A 16,342-nucleotide genomic window follows, 5' to 3' on the forward strand; every position below is an offset into this window, starting at 1 on the left:
TCCAACTGGTTATTTAACGCCCATTGTACCAAAAAAACGCCTGCCGCGGCAGACGTTTCAGAAGTGATGTGAGTTTGACTTAGATTACAGGCGAATGGCGAAGCTTGGGCCCCAACCGGAGATGTTGGCCACTTTAACGACGTCGCCCGTGTTTGGTGCGTGGATATATTGGCTGTTGCTGATGGCCAGTGCCACGTGGTAGGCGCTTGTCCGGCCGCCCCAGAAGAGCAGGTCCCCGGCGCGAACCTGGGAAAGCGGGATCTGAGTGCCCATCATGCCTTGCTCGGCTGCCCGGTGTGGCAAGCTGATGCCGACCTGAGCCGCAACGTACATCGTGAAGCCGGAGCAGTCGAAACCGGCAGGTGAGGCACCGGCCCAAACATAAGGGACGCCTTGATACTGCATGGCGATCCCGACCATGGCGCTTGCGCCACCGCCAACTGGGGTGGCCGGTGCAGGGGTGTTGTTCCCGGCGGCCGGGGTTGTCTTAGGTGCCGTCACCGTCTTAGCGGCTGCCACCGCTGCGGCGGCCTGTGCTGCGGCAGCTTGCGCCGCGCTGTCAGCCTGCGCCTGCAGGGCATCCACTTCGGCTTGGTTGTCGCTGATCTTCTGTTGCAGGGCCGCGGCCTCAGCCGTTGCGTTTTCCTTCAGGCTGTCCAGCTTCACCTTGTCGGCTTCAAGCTGGTTCTTGGTCGCGGTCAACTCGTTTTGCTTGGCGACTTGCGCCGCCTTGAGGTCGTTCATCTTGTTCTTCGCTTCGTTCACGGCATCCAGCGCGTCCTTGTTGGCCTGGTTCAGCTTGGATACGGTCACACCACGGGAGATCAGGTCGGACAGGTTGTCAGACTTGAGCAGGAATTCGAGGTAGACATTCCCAGTCACGGAATCGCCCAATTCCTTTTGGAGGGATTCAAGCTGGTTCTTCAGGGCGTCCTTGCGGTTCGCGATTTCTTCGGTCTGCTTCGCGATCTTGCCGTTGTAGCTCTCGATCGTTGCCTGAGTGGCGTCGATCTTCTTTTGGGCGTCTTCAATGTCTAACATCTTGTTGGACACCTGATCATTGATCTTGGCCAGGTTGTCCTGGGCACTTTGCAGTTGGGCCAAGAGCGAACTGCCCTCGCTCTTTTTGCTCGAAACGGCCGCCTTGGCGTCGCTTACTTTGTCAGCGGAAACGCTGGCCCCGGTACTGAATGTCCCGGCCCCGATGAGGGTTGCGGCGGCAATTACGGTTAAAGTTTTGACTAATTTCATGAACTCACTCACTCCTATTCGATCATCACTGTTGCACAGTATAACAACCGAACGTTACACAATTATTACAAGCAAGTTAACTTCGTAAGTCGCCTAACCGCAATTATGCAACAATGTAACATCTGTCATTTAATTCAAAAACGGGCCGAAACAGTGTCTCGACCCGTTATTTATTCACGTTATCGTTGCCCTCGCCCGCTCAGACGGAACTTGGCCCCGTCACAACCGGAACGACTTCCAAGTGGAGCTGGTAGGTTTCAGTGGCATCCATCACCGCGATCAGAAAATGATCATCCGACAGCCAACTGACTGACAGGCAATCGTTGGTCGCATCCTCCAGACGCGCCAGCGGGTGCACCGGCTGCGCTAAGAACTGGATCACCTCATCAGTCAGCTGGTGAATATCCGCCAGGCCGACCGCGGACAGCTCCGCGACAAGCAGGTGCAGCGCCTTTTTGGCTGCCGCGTCATAGCTGAGCAGTGCCTGATGGTCCGTGCCCGCGTAAAAAACCGCAAGCGACTGATGCTGATAACTGGCCCCGATTACACTGTATTGCATTCCGGTCACCCCCACGTTTGATAATGTCAGTATAACATCTCCCCGGGCCGCGGCCTACCGGCAGTTTGCGCCGGTTGCGTCCAATGACGCCCGTGTCACAATTGCCTCGAATCAAAAACAGTCACGTGCACCGGGTAGCCGTGCGCGTGACTGTTATCTTTCAACTTACGCGATGCGCACCAGGAAGTACTTCTTCTTGCCGCGGCGCACGATGACGAACTGGCCGTCAAAATGGGTGCTCGGGTCCACGGTGAAGTCAAGGTCACGCTGCTTGAGCCCATTGATCGTGATGGCCCCGTTTTGGATGTCCTCGCGGGCCTGACGGCGGCTGGCCTCGATTTTGGTCGTGTCCACCAGCCAGGTGACAATATTTTCTGGCGTCGCCGGCGCGGTCACGGTCGGGAACTGCTTGAAGCCCTGCTCGATCTCGCTGGCGGTCAGGTCCTGCACGTCCCCGGAGAACAGGGCGGCGGAAATGGCCTCAGCCTGGGCAACGGCAGCCTGGCCGTGCACGAAGGCCGTCACCTCTTGGGCCAGGCGGCGCTGCGCTTCCCGCTTTTCCGGGTGGGTGTGGGTCGCGTCAACCAGATCCTGTATCTCGGCCTGGGTCAGGAAGGTGAAGAACTTCAGGAACTTCTCGACATCGGCATCGTCCTGGTTGAACCAGAACTGGTAGAACTCGTACGGGCTGGTCTTATCCGCGTCAAGGTAAACCGCGCCGCCGGCCGACTTGCCGAACTTGGTACCATCGCTCTTGAGCATCAGTGGGTTGGTCAGGCCGTACACTTTGGCGTCGGCGCCTTCAATCTTGTGGATCAGATCGATGCCGGCCGTGATGTTCCCCCACTGATCGGCCCCACCGAGCTGCACCTGCACGTCCTCATGCTTGTAGAGGTGCAGGAAGTCGATGCTTTGAAGGATCTGGTAGGTGAATTCGGTGTAAGAGATCCCGTTTTCCAGACGTGAGGCCACCACTTCCTTGGCCAGCATCTGGTTGACCGGGAACAGCTTGCCGTAATCACGCAGGAAGTCGAGCATCGACAGCTTGGACAGCCAGCTGTAATTGTCCACGATCCGGAAGTTATCCGTGCCAAAAAGGCGTTCCATCTGCGCGGTCAGCTTCTGCTTGTTCTGCTCGATGGTGGCCATCGTCTGCAACACGCGCTCGGAGTTGCGGCCGGACGGGTCGCCGATGGAGCCGGTCCCGCCACCGATCAGGATCACCGGCTTGTGGCCCATCAGCTGGAAGCGTTTGAGCATCATGAACGGGATCAGGTGTCCCACATGCAGGGAATCGCCGGTCGGGTCGGTGCCCACGTAGATGCCCACGTGCTTCTCCGTGGTCAGCTTGCGCAACCCTTCCTCATCCGTCAGCTGGTTCAACGCCCCGCGCCAGGCGAGTTCGTCCAAAATATTCTCAGTCATCCTGTTCCTCCTATAGTTGGGCCCCAAACAAAAATGCCGTCCCTGATCCATCGATCAGGGACGGCATTGGCCGCGGTACCACCCAGGTTATGACAACCGTCATCACTCATTGATGCGTAACGACATCACCCGGGCCCACTGCGACGAGTTGTACTTCGACACGCGCCCTGACCGGTTCGCACCCTCCACCGGCTCTCTGACTCCCAGACGCGCCTCTACTGTGACTCTTCAAGGCTTGATTTTGGCTTCAGTGTAGCATCCGTACAGCGCTTCGGTCAAGGCGCAATCCGCTCTGCCGCCCTTCGCCTGCATTATGTTGGGCAAAGCACGCTAAAGTGGCGCACCATGCCTGGGCACTCGCGGCCAAGGGCACCCCAAGCAGTCAGTGGGGACTTCTTTGGTTACGGGCTTTCCGCCTCGCTTACTGCTTGCCGGTCTTCGTCGCGCGCAGTGGCACATAAGGGTGCGGGCTAAGTCGTCCTGCCAGTCGCGCCTTAGTGCGGGCGCAAGCCATTCGTTGGATCTTCTCACCGAACAAACTTGCTCACGGACTTTCTGCTTTGCTTACTACTTTCCGGTCTTCGTCGAGCTGCGCAAAGCAACGCAGACGTGTCTAGCTACGGACTGGCACTCGGGCCTAAGTACGGGCCCAAGCACCAGTCCTAGGCTAGCCAGTCTGCTAAGTGCGCTTTGCTTCGCTCTGGGTACACAAAAACAGACGTCACCGTGCTTACTTCGCGCGATGACGTCCTAAGTTAAGGTGTTCCCCGGATTCTCTTGATGCTGTGAGTTGGTTCGACCGATTACACTTGTTTCACAAAACGCGCTTCGCTTGTTCTTGTTACTCGTGTACTTGGAGTCGAGAGAATCTGTTGGTTGCTTGGTTAAAACGATACTGCGACACCTCTTACTAACTAACTATATTCACTTGTACGTTTAGACTGCGGTATTGCGTGGTGCGGCCTAATTACTTAGCGTTGTTTGGTGTTATGAAACACCCGATGTGCACCTTTAACTCGCAGTGGTCACGCTTGGTTCGGAGAGTCTCTTTGTCAGACTCGCACCTCCAATTTGGCTGTTGCTTCATTCACACTGTGGTTCTTCTGGTGGCACAGTTTTCTGCTGTACCTAGGCTCTCATTGTGGAACGCTTGTGTTGAACGTTAACCTAGTTCGAGCTGGTGGTTTAACTGTGGTTCACCGAGGAACTGTTCCTTAACTCTGACTAAAGTATAGCATGCGACCCATTTTTATGCAAGCGCTTACGCGTTATTTTTTTGCCCAATTTTTCGCACACATCGAGAATTGGTCTAGTAGGTAAACAATCGTTGCGCGCTCGCCGCGCCGTAGCCGTATTCCGCCAGGGTGCGGCGCTGGGTGTCGAGTGACAAGACATACCCCGCATACTCGGTCGGCGTGTTGATCAGCCGGTTCCACTTGCGGTTGTACCGGGTGGTCAGCCCATGATTGCGTCCCATCAGTGCGCTCACATTCAGCAGGCTGTAGTGAATGCCGTTGATGCGAAAATCCTCTTCCGTGTGCCAGTGCCCCGCCACATACGCAATGATGGTGCCGGTGGTGCCGCGAAAATCGAAGGTCGCCGTGCCTCCAAAATCCGGGTGCTGGCCAAACACGACTCGCCCGCTGAGTTTGGCGTTGAACGCGCGCAACACCTCATGCAGCTGGCGCCCATTGAAGCGCAGCCCCGGCTTGCCTGAGCGGGTCATCGCCGGGGCGTGCCCCATGATCAGCACGTCACGCGTCCCAGCCGTCTGCAGGGCATCGATCAGCTCCTGCACTTGCGCTGCCGTCACCGCAAGGGTCTTTTTGACATCGTAGTTCTTCCGACCGCCCACCCAGCGCACCGGAACATCTGAGGTATTCAGGGTGATCACACGGATATTCGCCCAGTCAAACACCGACAGGCCGTGACGCGAGACGCTCGGGCCGCCGACTTGTGCCTTCATTGGCCGGAAAACGTGCTCGTTAAAGACCCACGGGTGGAAACTGCCGGCAAAGCGGCGATTACGTTCCGCATACTTATCGTTATCATCATGATTGCCTTTGGCGATCACATAGGGCAGTGCCCCTGCCGCGTAATCGTTCACGATGTTGCGGAGCCGCCACAGGGTCAAAAAACTCGGCTCGGAGCCGTCCACCAAGTCGCCGAGGTGCACGCGCCAGTCGATCGGCAGCTCGCCAGCCAACCAGTGCTGCTCCTGCACATGCCAGAAGCCGTTGGGGCCGTAAAACGTGCGCGACAGCTGAGTTCGGTCGTGCGTGTCAGTGATCACGGCCAGATTGAGGCTGGCGCCGGTGATCTTGGGGCGCACCCAGTCGGCGAACTGCGTTAAGTCAGCGCGCACCGAGCGCCGAATCGTAATATTTTGGTGTAACCGCATGGCGAATCCTCCGTTTCGTTGATTGTCCCTATCATACACGTTTTTGGGCGGCTTGCTCGCTTTTTGCGTCTTACCTCACCAAATCCCTATGGTCAGGCGCTGCCAGTGGCTCGCTCAGTGTGTCGCCGCCACGTTGCGCTGATCGCCGGGTGGCGGCATCACACGGCCGACTCGGGGGTCAAAAAACGACCCCACCGCACGCAACAACGCAATCGGTGGGGCCGTTCTTGGCTTACTTAATGATCTGCTTGATCAGTGGCTGCTTGACCGGCGCCACTGGGCCGATGGTGAAAGCCGCCTGAATGGCTTGGGCCACTGCGTCGATATCGTCGCTGTCGGCGTGGATCATGGCCAAGGTGTCCCCGGCCGTGACCGGGGTGCCCACTTTTTTGTGCAGGACCAGGCCAACGGCGAGGTCGAGCACGGAGTCTTTAGTGGCGCGCCCGCCGCCCAGCTGCATCACCGCGATGCCCAGGGCGTTGCTGTCGATGGCGGTGACGAAGCCATCTGTGGCCGCGGTGACCGGCACCTTGTACTTGGCCTGGGGCAAAAGCGTTGGATCGTCCACGACCCGACTGTCTCCGCCTTGGCGTTCGATCAGCTGCTTGAACGCCTTGAGCGCACGGCCGTCTTTCAGCGCGTCCTCACACATCCCCAGCGCGATTTCCAGCGATTCCGCGCGCTTGCCCAGCACCAGCATGTGGGCGGCCAGCGTCAGCGTCAGCTCGCGCACATCCTTGGGGCCGCGGTTCTTCAAGATCGCGATGGATTCGGCGATTTCCAGGCTGTTCCCAATGGTGACGCCAAGCGGCTGATCCATGTCGGTCAAAAGCGCGACCCCGTCGACCCCGGCGGCGTGGCCGATCGAAACTAGCGCACGCGCCAGCTTTTCGGCGTCTGCCTGCGACTTCATGAACGCGCCGTTGCCGACCTTCACATCGAAGACCAGTGCGTTGGTGCCGCTGGCGATTTTCTTGGACATGATGGAGCTGGCGATCAGCGGGATCGACTCAACGGTGGCCGTCACATCACGCAACGCGTAGATGCGGCGGTCAGCGGGGGCCATGTCACCGGAGCTTGAGATGATGGCCTGCCCGATGTCCTGGACCTGCGCCTTGAACTCGGCCTCCGTCTCATGCACGTTAAAGCCCGGGATGCTTTCCAGTTTGTCCAAGGTTCCTCCGGTGTGGCCGAGGCCGCGGCCGGAGATCATCGGGATCGGCACGCCCAGGCAGGCCACCAGCGGCGTCAGCGGGATCGAGATCTTGTCGCCCACACCGCCGGTGGAGTGCTTGTCGACCTTGACGCCTGGGATCTCATCCAGATTCAGGCGGTCCCCCGAGTTCAGCATCGCAAAGGCGAGGTTGGCCTGCTCCGCATCGGTCATCCCTTTGAAGTACGTCGCCATCAAAAAGGCGCTCATCTGGTAATCGGGAATTTTGTCCGCTACGTACTCGGTGATCATCCAATCGATCTCCGCTTGGGTCAAAGTCCCCCCGTCACGCTTCTTGGCGATTAAGTCGACCATTCGCATACTATCCCAGCTTTCTATCTATGATATTCTTAGTATACCGTATTGAGGCGGCGTTTACAGCGCTTTCACTGTGTTATACTTAAAATAACTTATTATTCCTTAAAACGTTCGGCACTACGGTCACAAATTGGGAGGCAATCATGGACAAACCAACGCTGCACAAATTGGGAAAAGTTGAACTCCACTGTCATCTGGACGGCTCGCTGTCGCTGCACGCAATTCGCAAGCTGGCCGCCATGGCCAACATTAGCCTGCCCGCCGCAGACACGGCCCTGCAGGCGCTGGTGTCCGCGCCGGCGGACGCCGAGAACCTGATGGACTACCTGAAGGCGTTCGACTTCGTGCGCCCGCTGCTCCAAACCGAACCGGCACTGCGCCTCGCCGCCTACGATGTGGCCGCCCAGGCCGCTGAGGAAAACGTGCGCTACATCGAGATCCGCTTTGCCCCGGAGTTCTCCATGGATGAAGGCCTCACCGCCACACAGGCGATCAAGGCCGTCACCGCCGGGTTGGCGCAGGCCAACGCCGACTTCGACCTGACGGCCACCGCGCTGATCTGCGGCATGCGGCAGTCGGCGGCCAGCGTGACCGAGCCGATTTTTGCGGCCGCCGCACCGCTGCTCGGTCAAGGGGTGGTCGGGGCCGATTTTGCCGGGAACGAGGCCGACTTTCCCCCAGCCGTTGTCGCTGAGACCGTCGCCTACGCCCAGTCGCTGCACTTGCCACTGACCTTCCACGCCGGCGAGTGCCACTGCGCGCACAACATCGCCGCCGCACTCGCCCTGGGGATCCGCCGCATCGGCCACGCCACCGCCATCTTCGACCAGCCCGCGCTGATTCAGCGCTTCGTTGACAGTGGCGCGACCGCGGAGCTGTGCCTGACTTCCAACCTGCAGACCAAGGCGGCCGCCAGCCTGGCCGAGTTCCCCTATCAGGCGCTCAAGGCGGCCGGCGCCAAGCTCACCATCAACACCGACAACCGCACCGTCTCCCGCACCACCCTGACCCGCGAGTACGACTTGTTCCAGCAGTGCTTCGGCACCACGGCACAGGACTTCCTGACCTTCAACCAAAACGCAGCGGCCGCCGCCTTCATTCCGGCGGCGGCGCGCACCGCGTTAGCCGAGCGGCTGGCCGTGGAGTACGCACCTTACCTGTAAGCCGCACCACCCAAAAACTGGCCCCACCATCAGCGGTGAGGCCAATTTTTGGTGCGGTCAGCAACGGGCTATTTTGCCCGAACGCCCTAAGCGATCGGCTTTTGCCGCCGGGCCAAGGCGGGCAGGATCAGCCCCAGGGCCAGCAAGAGTACCGGGGTCAGAATGTTCAGCGTGAGCTGGAACATCCAGGTGCCCGGCCGAGCCGCGTAATCGATCTTAGGCAGCATGCCCATCACGCAGGCAAAGGCGGTGAAGAAGAAGCACCAGCCCCCAATCACCATGCCGACCTTCGGGTTCTTGACGAACTCGTATTCGGACTTAAACTTCTTGTACTGCTTGTTCAAGAGGATGTAGGCCAGGAACACCCAGAGGTAACGCATCGGCATCACGACGGCGTTCAGGTTCAACAGCCAGTTGTACAGTTCGTTCATGTTGCCGATCCCGATGGACGGGATCACGATCAGCAGGCTGACCAGCACCCCGGTCATCAGGTACCCGTTGGTCGGGGTGCCTTTGGCGTTGAGCTTGCTCAGCTTGGCCGGAATGAAGTGGGCATCGGCGTCACCCAGCAGAATTTTCAGCGGGGCATCGATGGAAAAAGCCAAAGCGGAGATCTGCGCCATGGCTTGCGCCAAGGCGTAGAGGATGACGAAAATGTTGCCGACGCCATAGTACGCCCCGAGCTTGGCAAACGCGAGGTAGGCGCCGTTGGCCATCAGGTCCGCAGGAATGTGGTTGGCGTCAAACAGCATCCCCATCCCAAAGGACCCGAGGATGGCGCACAGCGCAACCATGCCGGCCAACACCAGCATGCCCAGCGGAAACTCCTTGGCGGCGTGCTTCGTGTTGTTGACGTACGGAGAGATTTTTTCCGCGCCGCCGACGGCAAATACGAGCATTGAAATCGTGGTGAAGTAGTTGACATTGAACGTCGGCAGGTAGGTGCTGAGCTTGTCCATGTGCGGTGTCGCGATCGTCGCGTGCGTCATGAACGGCGCAGACACCGCCAGGATAATAAACAGGATGGACATGATGAACATCGCCGTCCCGGCCACGGAACCGATGCGGTTCAGCGTGGTCAACCCGCGCGAGGCCAACCACAAGAACGCGAGGAACAGCACCAGACACAGCGCCGAAACCACTTTGGCGTTCACCTCATTAACGAAGTTCCCGTTCCCCTTGAACAGCCAGCTCAGGGAGATCAGGATCCCCTGCGGCTTCTGGGCGAGGTACGGCACATGCACCACCCAGTAAGTCCAGGCCGCAAAGTAAGCGAGCCGCTTGGTGCTGGTGCGGCTGATCCAGGAGGCCACGCCCCCGTTTTCATCCTTGAACGCCGAGCCGAGTTGACCCACGATCAACGCGTACGGCACGAAGTATAAGACCATGATGAGCACCCAGCTCGTGACCACGGATAGGCCTTGTTGGGCGTAGTTGTTGACGACATTCCCCAGTCCCCAAACCGCGACGAATGCGATCAGGGCGACGTTATACCATCGCAGTTGCTTTTTGGCGTCTGCCATGTTTCCACCTGACTTTCTTCAAAAATGATAATGCTGTGTCCATTTTAGCGGTGCAACCCCACGTTTTTGGTGAACTCGCCACCACAATTCCGTAAGAAAGTCATGAGCGACTAGCCATTTAACGCTTTTTATTTGCCCATTTATGGCGATCGTACCTGGCGCGACATCAAAAAGTGCGCCTGCGATGGCTTTTACCCATCACAGGCGCACAAGAGAAGTGGCACAGGGATTAGAAGTAATCGTACAGCTGTGTCTGCCGCTGCAGGAAGGCGTCGCCAACACTGGCGATCGTGAACGCATCCCCATCGATCAGCCCGAGGTTGGAGGCATCCCGCAGCGTGCGCACGCCAAAGCTGACCTTGACCAGCTGCTCAATGCTCAGGCGCAACGCAGGCGTTGCGGTTGAGGTGGCACGCTCGAAGGTGACCTGGCCGTCGTTGATGGCCAGCTGCCACAACCCGGCGTTGGCCGGAAGAAAGTCATCTTGAATGGCGATCACCACTGGCGCGAGGTCCGAGACCTGGTACGGATAGCGCTGCATAAAGTCCTGCACATCCACGATCCGCGCCATCATGTACGCGCGCACGGTAGTGGTCAGCGCCCCCGGCTCCGGCAGCAAGTCATGCAGCGACTCCGGGTTGCCGGTTGTGTAGACGAACTGCGCAAACGCGGTGCGGTGCGCCGTGATGAAGCGGGCCAGCGCGAGCAGCGCATCCAGGTCATCGTGAAACTGCTCCAGGATCCGGAAGGTGTCGCCATCGCGCTCGTAAATCACGTAACCGGTCGGCCGCTCGCCTAGCATCGCCACGGCCACCTCGCGGTTCGGGTAGTGATCGGCCATGTTGCTCCACCACCAGTCTGCCCGGCGCAGTCCGCCGCGGGTGGCGTCCTTGCTACGACCATAGACGGCCGCCATCGCCTCGATCGCCGCGCGAAACGGCACCCGCGCCACGGTAACAGCGGCCGACACCCGCGGCACCTTCGGTAAGTCGCGCGCTGCGATGGTGTGGGTCACTTGGTCGAACGCGCCTTCGTAGCCGAAACGCCGGTAAAAGGTGCTGGAAAATGGCGCGAGGTATGACAGGGTTTCACCGTTGGCCCGCATGTCCGCAAAGGCCTGCTGCATGATGGCACTGATGCCGCCGTGCCCGCTGGCCTCCGGATAGCTGGACACATAGCCTACCCCGCTCATCTTGTACGTCACGCCGGACAGATCCACCTCAAAGTGGGTGCCGAGCAGCCCACTTTGCAAAGGTGTCCCCACTGCCCAGGCGGCAGAGTGCGCGTACAGGCTCGCAAAGGCCCGGTCGCGGGTCTCGCTTTGGGGTTTATGAAACGCGTAGCGGGCCAGCGCGTAAAACGCGGCTTCGTCTTCCGCAACTAATCGGCGTACTTCAGTCAAAATCGCTCAGCTCCTTTAGGGATGATACCTTCAGTATAGCAAACTCCCAGGCCTGCTTAAGGTTTTCTTAGCCGAAAGGTCACACTTTCGTTACGCCTTGCCCCGCTTTTTGACCACACGTCCTGATTATGATGAAGTTAATCAAATCAGCCAGCGCTTTGGAAAGGATGACTCCCATGGAACTTCAATCAAACGTCTACACCGCCCAGCTTGACCGCATCACGTACCCCACCATCGCGGCGCACACCGAAGACGGTGCGGTGCTGGTGATCGAAACCAACGAAAAACAGCGCCGTGACCCCCAATTCTGGGCGGCCATCAGCGCCATTCTCAAAGCGAAACTCTGGGTGCCGGTTTCCACGCAACTGCACCAATTGTTTGATGCGGACTGGCTGGTGCCGGCTTCCCTGTAGCCCTTACTTCGACTGCTGTGAAGCGAACCGATTGGCCGCCACGATCAGCGTCACGACCGCATCCTTGGACAACGCCGCCGTGATGGTCGCCAGGTGCCCGCTTGTGGCCACCGCCCCGATCACTTCCAACCCGTACTTGATCAGGTTCAAGTCCTTTTTGGGCTGGTACCCGCCTTCAAACACCGGCTCGTGATTATAGGTGAAGTTGATCTCGTCGTTAACGATCGATCCATCGACGTGGTTGACCATGATCCGGTCTTCCAGCTCACGAAGCGGCAGGTCGTCTGCCAGCAGGTTGAGCTTGTGGTCAGACTCCTCCTTGTCGTACTGCCCTTGGTGCATCTCCAAGTAATGGACGGCCGGCTGCGCCAGCACGTTCAAGTAGTCGACCGCGGCCGCGATCCGCTCCAGCGGGAGTTGTTCGTTGTTTTCAAGCAGTGCTTGGGTCTTGGCTTCCAGCCAATCGGCAAGTTCACTGACACCATATTGATCCATGTGTGGCCCTTCCTCTCTGTGACTATCGCACTTATTGTATCATTTTGGTCCGCGGGGGGAAACCAAGCCGCCACGCGCGATTTAACGCTTTTGCAATCATTGCCCGGGGAAAACTATGCGATACTGAAGCTAGAGGAGGGGAGCACATGCCGAATCGTCATCAACCATTACCGCTTTATGACGGCCAGGGCCAGCCGCTCAAGCTGAAGCTCAAGGTCACCTACAAGTTGCGCGTCAAAAACGGCTACATCCTCGGCTTACAACCGGATCAACGCCAGACGCGCCTCCCGAACTTACTCGCGGCGCATCATCCGCTCCAACCCTAAGTCAATCACACAGCGGCTGAGACAAAATGCGGTTTTAGCCCAGAGTATAAGCAAGCAACCCCGCGAAACCCGAACTTAGGTTTTGTGGGGTTGCTTGCTTATACGGCCAGGGCGTCGCATTTTGACTCGTACTATTCCGTAATAGTCGTGATTCATTCTTGGGCCGTTAATTATGTCTCGGCCCCTTCACTTTTTTCAATCGCGCTATGGGGCCTTGGGGGCCGTCATCGCCATGATCACCACCGTCGCAATGATCACCACCCCACCGACCAGCTCCGCCCCACTGAGGTGAAAGCCCATGAACACCACTGCCGTCAGCGTCGCCGCCAGCGGCTCAAAGGCGTCCAGCAGACTCGCCGCGGTGGCCGTGATGAACTGCAGGCTGGCCAGGTACACGAGGTATGCCACAATTGTCCCACCGATCACCACGAAGGCGTAACAGCCCCACCCAGTGGCATCCATTTGCGGAAAATCCTGCCACACCGGTGCTTTGATGCTGACTAAGAGGCCTCCGATCAGCTGGGCCCAGGCGCTGATGACCAGTGGCGAATACCGCGTCAACAAGTCTGCGGGCAACAACGTGTACAGCGCAGCCGCCAGTGCGGCCAGCAATCCCCAAAACAGGGCCTGTGGACTGATGGCCAGCTGCGTCAGGTGCCCCTTGGTCACCACCATCAGGGTGCCAAACATCGCCAAGGCGATAATGGCGACATCTAGCCGCCGCGGCAGCGTGCGCGTCATCACCGCCAGGATCACCAACACCACCACCGGTGATAGGTACTGCAAGATCGTGGCCGTCGGGGCATTGGCCACTGCCACTGCTTTGAAGTAGACGTACTGCATCGCGATCATGCCAAACAAAATGAACGCCACGAGTTGCAGCGCGTCGCGGCGGTTGCGCCACGGCGCCCACAGCGCTTGCGGCGTCCGAAACGCCGCATACGCCAGGGTCACCACCCCGGCGATGACCATTTTGGAACCGATCAGCCACGATACCGACACGCCTTGCGCAAACATCACTTCGCTGGCCGGCCCCGCGATCCCCCATAGACTTGACCCCAGGATCGCAAGCGCGATTCCCAGCCACCGTTTGTGTTGCATGACGCCTCCTATTGGTTGTTCATCAGTCGTGTGCAAGGTGGTCATCGATCACCCCCGCGCCTTGCAGGAAGCTGTACGCGCTGACCGGCCCGATCATCGTGATGCCGTGTTGCTTCATATCCTTTGCCACGCGGGCCGACAGCTCGGTTTGGGCCGGGATCGCCGCCGCCGACTTGGGCCGGTTGACCAGCTGCGCGCCGGCCGTGAACTGCCAAACATACGCATCAAAGCTGCCGAAGTCGGCTTGGATCTGCTGAATGGCGCGCGCATTCGTGACGATCGACGTCAGCTTGCGCCGATTGCGAATCAACCGCGCGTCTTGCATCAGTGGTTCCAGGTCCGCCGGGGTCATCCGTGCCACCTGATCGAGGTCAAAATTGTGAAAGGCTTCATTAAATGCGGCCCGCTTCAACAAGACCAGCTCCCAGTTCAGGCCGATCTGTAGGCTTTCCAGCGCCAGCAGTTCAAACAACGCGCGGTCATCATGTTTGGGCACGCCCCACTCGTGGTCATGATACGCTTTGAGAATGGGGCTTTTGTTCCCCCACCACGTCTCATCTTTTGCCATTTGATCGCCTCCTCAGCCTTAGATTACGCCGAAAGCGGTAAAACACCCGCACAATGCTGGGCACCGTCAGGATAAAGGGCCAGTTTTTCCTAGAGCCGCTAAGTGCGCTTTGCTTCGCTCTGGAACACAAAAATGGTCCGCTTCGTGAGCAGACCACTTGATGCGTTTAGGCTTCGGTCTTGACGATCAGCACATCGCACGGGGCGGTCCGGTTCACGTATTCGGTCACGGAGCCGACCAAGACGCGCTCCATCGCATTGAGGCCCGTGGCCCCGATGATAATGAGATCGGTGTGGTGGTCATGCGGAAAATCGGTGGCGACAACGGTCTTCGGGTTGCCGAAGCGCACGTGGATGGCGACATCGGTCAACCCAGCGGTTTTCGCCCGCTCGGCCAAAGTGTCCAGGTACTTCTCGGCGTCCTGGGTCAGCTGGTAGATCGCATCGCCGGAAATCATGCCACCGTAGCCACCGATGAACTGCTTGGTGTCGAGGACATTCAAGATATCGAGGTGCGCGTGATTCGCCTCCGCGACTTTGACCGCCTTGCGAAAGGCAAGCTCAGCCTCATCGGAACCATCGACTGGCACCAGTAGCGTATTGTATTCCTGGTCCATATGATCACATCCTTGTCTGAATACCTTAAGCGTACCGCCGTGGGGACAGAAAGGCAAGCATTGGCCGACCTGAGCGGCAACCCCGGCGAGGATTGTTTTTACCCTGAAAAAGGGGGTTCAAGTGACGCTAATTATGATTTTTTTGTGAAGTTCAGATAATGATGCTAATAAATGCCAATCCATTCATTGCATTTCATTCCTGATAACGCTACATTAATAGGTGAACCGAATCATCATTCGTGCTCGCATCCTAAAGAATCGTGGTGAAAAATTTTATGACAGAAACAGTTGGCAGCGCCTTACGGCAAATCCGTAAGGGCCGTGGCGAATCGATCGTTGAAGTCGCTAAGGCCACCCACACTTCCCCGGCAAGCTTTACTAAGTGGGAGAACGACCAGACCATCCCAAGTGAGCGGAGTATCCGCAAGCTGGCAGAGTACTACAACACGGACCCGATCAACATCCTGGCACTCGCTTATCCCGATAAGTACGCCAGCCAAAAAGAGGCACAGGTCGACCTGAGTGACCGCAACGTCATCCGCGTTGAGGACCTTTTGAGCGACAAGTGCGTGTTGACTTACAACAATGACGTCTTGGCCCAAAGCAAAAAGGACCTGGTCGCCTCATTCACAGCCGGTTTGATTATCGGAAGCACCGCTTCAACCGAGGAATAACCGTCTGCACCATCATGAGAGGCCGGGCCAACGCTCGGCTTTTTGTTTGCTTCCCCTAAAGGAGGACCCCCGGTGACCCCAATTTTATTAGATATTCACCACGGCTTCAACTTTCGCGACTTGGGTGGTTATGCCACCACGACCGGGCAGCGCGTCAAGCCGGGCCGCCTGATTCGGGCCGGCCGGTTGAACGAGCTGTCCGAACACGATCTGCAGACGCTCACGGACTACGGCCTGGCGATCGATGTCGACTTTCGCTCGCCGCAAGAGCGGACGGAGGCGCCTGACCGCCTGCCGGCTGGCGTCGACTACCAGTTCGCGCCAGTGTTTCCAACAGATGAAACGCAGGTGTCCAAGAAAACCACTGAGCTGCGCGCAAATTTTGCCACCGATCCGGCGGCCGGTTTTCAGCACATGGTCAACATGTACGCGAACTTGGTCGTCCAGGCCAGCGCGCATCAAGCCTACCGCCACTTCTTTGACCTGCTGCTAGCCAACGCCACCCCGGGTGCCTTGCTGTTTCACTGCACCGCCGGCAAGGATCGCACCGGTATGGGGGCCGTTTTTCTGCTGACGGCGCTCGGGGTCGATGCCCCCACCGTTCGCGCCGATTACTTGGCCTCAAACGCGCTACTGACAGTTCCGCGTCAGCGAACCGCAGCCAAAATCCGCGCCACCGGCGGCAGTGACGCCTTGCTCGCCTCTACCAAAGCTCTGGGCTCGGTGGACGCCGCGTACCTTGACGCCGCGCTGACTACCATCACCCACACCTACGGCAGCCTGGCTGCGTACCTCACCGATGTGCTGGGCGTGACCGCCGCGCAAACGCGCGAGTTGCGCCAGCTGTACCTCGAATGAGCATCCCGGCGCGAAAGCGCGTATAATTGAGTTAGC

16 protein-coding genes are annotated in these 16,342 nt (G+C 58.6%); 5 read left to right on the plus strand and 11 right to left on the minus strand.

What is annotated here, in order from left to right; all coding sequences use genetic code 11:
• Positions 1-84: 84 nt before the first annotated feature.
• From EKM88_RS05080 to EKM88_RS05100, 5 genes are all read right to left on the minus strand, one after another.
• Positions 85-1,251 (minus strand): C40 family peptidase, encoded by a 1,167-nt coding sequence (locus EKM88_RS05080; RefSeq protein ID WP_125703818.1) that lies wholly within the window; start codon positions 1,249-1,251, stop codon positions 85-87.
• 199 nt (positions 1,252-1,450) lie between these two features.
• On the minus strand, positions 1,451-1,810 hold the full coding sequence (locus tag EKM88_RS05085; protein WP_125703820.1) for a hypothetical protein: 360 nt from the start codon (positions 1,808-1,810) through the stop codon (positions 1,451-1,453).
• A 165-nt stretch (positions 1,811-1,975) separates the two neighbouring features.
• Positions 1,976-3,235, minus strand: coding sequence for a tyrosine--tRNA ligase (gene tyrS, locus EKM88_RS05090; protein ID WP_125703822.1), 1,260 nt, complete (start codon positions 3,233-3,235; stop codon positions 1,976-1,978).
• 1,309 nt (positions 3,236-4,544) lie between these two features.
• On the minus strand, positions 4,545-5,636 hold the full coding sequence (locus EKM88_RS05095; protein WP_164512006.1) for a metallophosphoesterase family protein: 1,092 nt from the start codon (positions 5,634-5,636) through the stop codon (positions 4,545-4,547).
• Positions 5,637-5,868: 232 nt separating this feature from the next.
• The gene (locus tag EKM88_RS05100) at positions 5,869-7,170 is read right to left on the minus strand and encodes a pyrimidine-nucleoside phosphorylase (RefSeq protein ID WP_125703824.1); all 1,302 of its coding nucleotides are present in this window, start codon (positions 7,168-7,170) and stop codon (positions 5,869-5,871) included.
• A 140-nt stretch (positions 7,171-7,310) separates the two neighbouring features.
• On the opposite strand from EKM88_RS05100, the gene add reads away from it, so the two are divergent.
• The gene (gene add, locus EKM88_RS05105) at positions 7,311-8,330 is read left to right on the plus strand and encodes an adenosine deaminase (RefSeq protein WP_125703826.1); all 1,020 of its coding nucleotides are present in this window, start codon (positions 7,311-7,313) and stop codon (positions 8,328-8,330) included.
• 86 nt (positions 8,331-8,416) lie between these two features.
• Here add and EKM88_RS05110 read toward each other — a convergent pair whose 3' ends face one another.
• Both EKM88_RS05110 and EKM88_RS05115 read right to left on the minus strand, forming a co-directional pair.
• Positions 8,417-9,853, minus strand: a complete 1,437-nt coding sequence (locus EKM88_RS05110; RefSeq protein WP_125703829.1) for an amino acid permease — start codon at positions 9,851-9,853, stop codon at positions 8,417-8,419.
• 229 nt (positions 9,854-10,082) lie between these two features.
• Positions 10,083-11,255, minus strand: a complete 1,173-nt coding sequence (locus EKM88_RS05115; protein ID WP_125703831.1) for a GNAT family N-acetyltransferase — start codon at positions 11,253-11,255, stop codon at positions 10,083-10,085.
• A 176-nt stretch (positions 11,256-11,431) separates the two neighbouring features.
• On the opposite strand from EKM88_RS05115, the gene EKM88_RS05120 reads away from it, so the two are divergent.
• Complete coding sequence (locus tag EKM88_RS05120) at positions 11,432-11,668, plus strand: hypothetical protein (RefSeq protein ID WP_125703833.1); 237 nt, start codon at positions 11,432-11,434, stop codon at positions 11,666-11,668.
• Positions 11,669-11,671: 3 nt separating this feature from the next.
• Here the strand turns inward: EKM88_RS05120 and EKM88_RS05125 are convergent, their stop codons facing one another.
• Positions 11,672-12,163 (minus strand): hypothetical protein, encoded by a 492-nt coding sequence (locus EKM88_RS05125; RefSeq protein WP_125703835.1) that lies wholly within the window; start codon positions 12,161-12,163, stop codon positions 11,672-11,674.
• A gap of 146 nt (positions 12,164-12,309) precedes the next feature.
• On the opposite strand from EKM88_RS05125, the gene EKM88_RS05130 reads away from it, so the two are divergent.
• Positions 12,310-12,489: a hypothetical protein gene (locus tag EKM88_RS05130; RefSeq protein WP_125703837.1), complete on the plus strand. Its 180-nt coding sequence runs from the start codon at positions 12,310-12,312 to the stop codon at positions 12,487-12,489.
• Between the two features lie 204 nt (positions 12,490-12,693).
• On the opposite strand, the gene EKM88_RS05135 is transcribed toward EKM88_RS05130, so the two are convergent.
• The 3 genes from EKM88_RS05135 to EKM88_RS05145 form a co-directional block, all read right to left on the minus strand.
• Complete coding sequence (locus EKM88_RS05135; protein WP_125703840.1) at positions 12,694-13,590, minus strand: DMT family transporter; 897 nt, start codon at positions 13,588-13,590, stop codon at positions 12,694-12,696.
• 22 nt (positions 13,591-13,612) lie between these two features.
• The gene (locus EKM88_RS05140) at positions 13,613-14,158 is read right to left on the minus strand and encodes a DNA-3-methyladenine glycosylase I (protein WP_125703842.1); all 546 of its coding nucleotides are present in this window, start codon (positions 14,156-14,158) and stop codon (positions 13,613-13,615) included.
• Positions 14,159-14,324: 166 nt separating this feature from the next.
• Positions 14,325-14,774, minus strand: coding sequence for a universal stress protein (locus EKM88_RS05145; protein ID WP_125703845.1), 450 nt, complete (start codon positions 14,772-14,774; stop codon positions 14,325-14,327).
• Positions 14,775-15,049: 275 nt separating this feature from the next.
• On the opposite strand from EKM88_RS05145, the gene EKM88_RS05150 reads away from it, so the two are divergent.
• On the plus strand, positions 15,050-15,448 hold the full coding sequence (locus EKM88_RS05150; protein ID WP_125703847.1) for a helix-turn-helix domain-containing protein: 399 nt from the start codon (positions 15,050-15,052) through the stop codon (positions 15,446-15,448).
• Between the two features lie 72 nt (positions 15,449-15,520).
• Positions 15,521-16,306 carry a tyrosine-protein phosphatase gene (locus EKM88_RS05155; protein WP_125703849.1) on the plus strand — a complete coding sequence of 262 codons (786 nt, stop codon included), beginning with the start codon at positions 15,521-15,523 and terminating at the stop codon, positions 16,304-16,306.
• The last annotated feature ends 36 nt before the right edge of the window (positions 16,307-16,342 follow it).

It is taken from the genome of Lacticaseibacillus daqingensis, from assembly GCF_003946115.1.
Lineage (GTDB): Bacteria > Bacillota > Bacilli > Lactobacillales > Lactobacillaceae > Lacticaseibacillus > Lacticaseibacillus daqingensis.

What these genes read in the sequence shown, in the direction of transcription:
- EKM88_RS05110 (WP_125703829.1), bottom strand. Translation starts at nt 9,853, where the DNA reads ATGGCAGACGCCAAAAAGCAACTGCGATGGTATAACGTCGCCCTGATC.
- add (WP_125703826.1), top strand. Translation starts at nt 7,311, where the DNA reads ATGGACAAACCAACGCTGCACAAATTGGGAAAAGTTGAACTCCACTGT.
- EKM88_RS05125 (WP_125703835.1), bottom strand. Translation starts at nt 12,163, where the DNA reads ATGGATCAATATGGTGTCAGTGAACTTGCCGATTGGCTGGAAGCCAAG.
- EKM88_RS05130 (WP_125703837.1), top strand. Translation starts at nt 12,310, where the DNA reads ATGCCGAATCGTCATCAACCATTACCGCTTTATGACGGCCAGGGCCAG.
- EKM88_RS05080 (WP_125703818.1), bottom strand. Translation starts at nt 1,251, where the DNA reads ATGAAATTAGTCAAAACTTTAACCGTAATTGCCGCCGCAACCCTCATC.
- tyrS (WP_125703822.1), bottom strand. Translation starts at nt 3,235, where the DNA reads ATGACTGAGAATATTTTGGACGAACTCGCCTGGCGCGGGGCGTTGAAC.
- EKM88_RS05120 (WP_125703833.1), top strand. Translation starts at nt 11,432, where the DNA reads ATGGAACTTCAATCAAACGTCTACACCGCCCAGCTTGACCGCATCACG.
- EKM88_RS05095 (WP_164512006.1), bottom strand. Translation starts at nt 5,636, where the DNA reads ATGCGGTTACACCAAAATATTACGATTCGGCGCTCGGTGCGCGCTGAC.
- EKM88_RS05100 (WP_125703824.1), bottom strand. Translation starts at nt 7,170, where the DNA reads ATGCGAATGGTCGACTTAATCGCCAAGAAGCGTGACGGGGGGACTTTG.
- EKM88_RS05145 (WP_125703845.1), bottom strand. Translation starts at nt 14,774, where the DNA reads ATGGACCAGGAATACAATACGCTACTGGTGCCAGTCGATGGTTCCGAT.
- EKM88_RS05085 (WP_125703820.1), bottom strand. Translation starts at nt 1,810, where the DNA reads ATGCAATACAGTGTAATCGGGGCCAGTTATCAGCATCAGTCGCTTGCG.
- EKM88_RS05135 (WP_125703840.1), bottom strand. Translation starts at nt 13,590, where the DNA reads ATGCAACACAAACGGTGGCTGGGAATCGCGCTTGCGATCCTGGGGTCA.
- EKM88_RS05150 (WP_125703847.1), top strand. Translation starts at nt 15,050, where the DNA reads ATGACAGAAACAGTTGGCAGCGCCTTACGGCAAATCCGTAAGGGCCGT.
- EKM88_RS05140 (WP_125703842.1), bottom strand. Translation starts at nt 14,158, where the DNA reads ATGGCAAAAGATGAGACGTGGTGGGGGAACAAAAGCCCCATTCTCAAA.